This is a genomic window from Methylibium sp., from assembly GCF_031393925.1.
GTDB lineage: Bacteria > Pseudomonadota > Gammaproteobacteria > Burkholderiales > Burkholderiaceae_C > Methylibium.
The window spans coordinates 1-3,836 of sequence record NZ_JANMWL010000030.1; the positions used below are offsets into that span (position 1 = coordinate 1).

Here is a 3,836-nt window from a genome sequence, read left to right on the forward strand (position 1 = left end):
CTTGCCCACGCGCGCCGCGATTTCGGGTTGACCCTGGGTTTCTGCAATCCGCTGCGCCAGCGCCAGTTGCATCGACATCGCGTGCAGGGGGTTGCGCAACTCGTGCTCGACCAACGCCAGCACGTCGTTCTGTTCATCCAGAAGCTGGCGCAATCGCTCGGCTTGGCCGGTTTTCGCGGGTTCGTCGGGTGTTGCGTCCTGGCTTTGGGCGGCCGATGTCATCTCTTGTCCTGCGTCGCCGCGGTGCAGGGCGGCCGCCGAGGATGCCAGTGGCGCCCGAATTCGTCCAGCCTCTCGCCGTTGGACACCAGCGGCGGTGGTTCAAGCCTTCGGTTTGCTTCGATAAGCAAAGTGACTCATCGCGACACCGGGGTCGGGGACGCGTCAAGGTTGTCGGGGCGGGCCGCGGCTTCGGTGCGGCCGCGCGAGGCGCGTACGCCCTTGCGGCTGCGCGGTTCGGCCTGGTTTTCGAGCGCCAACTGAGTCTGCTCGACGATCTCCCTGGCCGTCGCCGCGTCATGGAAGAACAGCTTGCGCTTGGCCGAGGCGCGCATTTGTGTCGTCGACTTGCCCATCGCTTCCAGCTCGATCTCGATGGCGCGCTCGCCGCTGCGCGCCCTGATCAGCTCGGCGCCACCGTCTTGCCGGTCGATGCCTTCGACCTTGATACCCATGCGCCCGAGCGCCGCCAGCGACGCCTTCTTTACCTGCGGCGTGGTGGCCGTGAAGGTGCGATGGCTGATGCTGTTGGCGGTGTGCGTCACCCCCGCCGAGGCGCCGACCCCGAGCGCGGTGAGAGCGAGCGCCTCGCAGCCGCCGAGCGACGCCGCCACGGCGATCAGGGCCGTCATGCGGACGGCCAACGCGAGCGCAGCGTCTCTCATCAAAGAGTCCCGGGCCAGCGCCGCCGCGGTGCGGCGGCAAACGGCTTCGGCAACCCGCGTGCCCATGCTCCGCCCGCAGCGTCAGAAACTCGCGCTCGGCTTGCCCTCAGGCTGCGCGGTTCGACCGGATGAAGGCGCCAGTCCTCCGCCCTTCGGACCGGCTCGCCCTCGAGGCGCGAGCCGGCGAGTCGACGCGTAATGAAGGCCTAGAACCTTGCGACCAGCGTCGCCCTGAACGAGCGGCTCTCGATCGGATGAAAGTGAAGATCGGCGACGCCTTCAGCCGCCTCACCCGGCAGCCGCGAGGTGTAGTAGTAATCGATCGCCGACGCCTGACGGTTGGTCAGATTGAAGCCTTCGAGTTCGACCTGCAATTTGGGGCTGATCTTGTAGCCGATCCGCCCGTTCAGCGTGGCCGTGCTCTTGGAGCGCACGGAGTTGTCCTCGATCAGCGGCCGCGGCCCGAAGTAACGCGCCTGCACCGCCCCGAACCACGGACCGAGGTTGTCGAGCGCCAGCGCCACGGAGGCAACCCCCTCGACCGCGCCCGGAATGCGCGTGCCCTCCGGCGCTGCGTCGCGAAGGCGCGCTCGAGCGAACGCCACGTCGGCGTCGACGGTCAGCCAGTCGCTCAGCCGGTAGTAGTTCGCCAGCTCGACGCCCGTGCGCCGGCTGGGCCGGCCGGCTTGCGTGGTGCCCGCGTCGCCGACGAACACAAGTTCGGAATCGAAGTCCAGACGGTAGACCGACAGCGAGGTCTGCAGCCCCGCAATGAGGGACGTGCGCGCACCGAGTTCGATGCCCTTCGAGCGCACCAGCGGCGTCACCGGGTCGACCGCATCCCCGCTGTTGGGATCGACCTTGATGACCGTGCCGCGCGCATCGTTGCTGTGAAACCCGGTGCCCGCATTGGCGTAGAGCTCGGTCTTGTCCCAAGGGCCGAAGATCAAGTTGAGTTTCGGGCTGAGCTTGCTGGCGTCGGTCGTGCCGGAGTTCTCCGCCCGGTCGCTGCGCACATCGAATCGGTAGGTGTCCGCGCGCACGCCCACCACGGTGCGAAACCACTTCGCCCATCGCGTCGCGTTCTGCAGGTAGGCGCCGACGCTCGATTCGACGATGTGGTCGCGGCGGGTGACCGACAGCGTCTGGCGCGCCCTGGTGTTGAGCAGGCCGTTAAAGATGTTGTCGCTCTGGATCTGAAGCCCCACCTCGTTTTCACTGTCGAGTCCGAACCATGCCGCCTGCCAGGTGTGCTTGGCGTTCAGTGCGGTCATGGTGCGGCGGTCGGGTTGCGCGAATTGATCGCCGTCGACCGGGTTGTCGAGGAAGTAGGTGAAGTTGGAGAACAGGTCGAGCTTCCAGTGCGCCAGGTAGGCGTTGATTTCGGTCGATGTCGTGTCGCCCGTGCGCCGCCACGCGCCCGAGAGGCTGTAGCGGTGGGCACGGCCGCCGTCCGTCGGGTCGATCAGATCAAAGCGGTTCAGCCGGCCGCTGTCCACGGCGCGTTTTGGCACCTGGTCGGTGGCGTTCCATTTGGCGGAATAGGCCATGCCGGTGAGGTTCCAGCCGTTTGCCGTGTCGCCCTGCGAATACCGCAACACCCCGTTGACCTTGCGGTAGTTGTCCGGGTGGATGAAGGGACCGTCGTTGTGCAGTGCTTCGAGCGCGTAGAGCAGTTTTCCGGCAGCGAAAGCCGGCGAATCGGCGAGCAGTGCGCGACGGTATCCGTTCTCGCCCAGGCCGATGCTGGCAATGCCGCTGGGCAATGCATCGGCATAGGTGACGGCAACAGCGCCGGCCGACGCGAAGTCGCCCTCGCTGGCGTCGTAGGGCCCCTTCTTGTAGCGCAGGCCGGTGGCCAGTTCGGGGATCAGGAAGTTGAGGTCGGTCCAGCCCTGGCCGTGACCGTGGCTGCGCTGGTTGACGAGCATGCCGTCGACGCTGGTGCGCAGATCGGTGCCGTGGTCGAGGTTGAAGCCGCGCAGGTAAAACTGGTTGGCCTTGCCCTCGCCGCTGTGCTGGCTCACCACCAGGCCCGGCGTGGCCTCGAGCAGTTCACCCGGGCGATAGACGGTACGTGCTTCGAGCTGCTTCTGAGTCACGGTGCCCACGCTGGCCGCATCCGCCACGCCCACCTGCTGGGTGGTCGAGCCGATGACAGTGACTTTCTCGAGCGCTTGTTCGCCACCCGCCCGGGCCACGCCGGCCAGTGCGAGCATAGCAACTGCAGCGGCGACGCGCTGCCGAGTGCAGGGTGAAGCGCTGCGATGCGCTGTCGTGCCACGGGCGGCGATCAGTGTCTGCGTGCAGAGCGCGCCTGGCCGCAAGCGGTTGCGCGGGGAAGAAGGGTTCATGGTGTTTCTCACTCGTCAGAGGTGTCGTGTGGTGGCAAGCCAGGTCGCTTCGCCGTAGATCGCAGGGATCCTGGCGACAGCGACGCGGCAGCAATCTGTGCGGCGCGGCCGTCTCGCCTTAGCGAGCGACGGGCCGCGTCTGAGCGCAGCGAAAACGGCGGGCGCGGCGGAACGGCAAGAGCGGTCAGTGCGGCGCCCACAGGCCCGATGTGCCCCCCAGCCAATCGGGGGCGACGCTCAGCACACGACACGATCCGCCGAAACCACGCTCGCTAAGCGGACGCGGCCTCGCTCGAGAGCTAGGCGTGACGAGGCGGGCGCTCGAGCCGACCCGGATAGCGGGTCGACGACGGCCAGGTCGGCCGCGAAGGCAGGGACTGGGCAGCAGCAGACGGCGGCCAAGTCAAGGCAGTGGGCAACACGGCCAAGAAGAAAGCGCCCGAGGCAGCCGGGCTCGCGCCCTCGTCGCCACCGGCCGCGTCGATCAGGCGCTGAGGCTCGCTGCGCACCACGCTCGCGTCATTGCGGGGGTGGTGGTGGCGTTGCGGTGCCGCCGAGATGGCGTCGTCGCGATAAGCACTCTCTGCAATGGCTGTCG

The 3,836-nt window shown here is 67.5% G+C and carries 3 protein-coding genes and 1 pseudogene; all 4 read right to left on the reverse strand.

All coding sequences use genetic code 11. The annotated features are described in order from the left end of the window. Window positions 1–222, reverse strand: a pseudogene (locus RMO12_RS01985) (hypothetical protein); the annotation flags it as partial. A 134-nt stretch (window positions 223–356) separates the two neighbouring features. Beyond that, window positions 357–851: a hypothetical protein gene (locus RMO12_RS01990; protein WP_309638011.1), complete on the reverse strand. Its 495-nt coding sequence runs from the start codon at window positions 849–851 to the stop codon at window positions 357–359. A gap of 239 nt (window positions 852–1,090) precedes the next feature. Continuing rightward, a complete protein-coding gene (locus RMO12_RS01995; RefSeq protein WP_309638012.1) occupies window positions 1,091–3,103 on the reverse strand; it encodes a TonB-dependent receptor domain-containing protein in 2,013 nt (670 codons plus the stop codon). Window positions 3,104–3,537: 434 nt separating this feature from the next. Beyond that, window positions 3,538–3,836 (reverse strand): hypothetical protein (locus RMO12_RS02000; RefSeq protein WP_309638013.1); only part of this gene is annotated, 299 nt, incomplete at its 5' end.

Coding starts and splice junctions, on each gene's coding strand:
- RMO12_RS01995 (WP_309638012.1), bottom strand. CDS start 3,103: ATGCTCGCACTGGCCGGCGTGGCCCGGGCGGGTGGCGAACAAGCGCTC.
- RMO12_RS01990 (WP_309638011.1), bottom strand. CDS start 851: ATGACGGCCCTGATCGCCGTGGCGGCGTCGCTCGGCGGCTGCGAGGCG.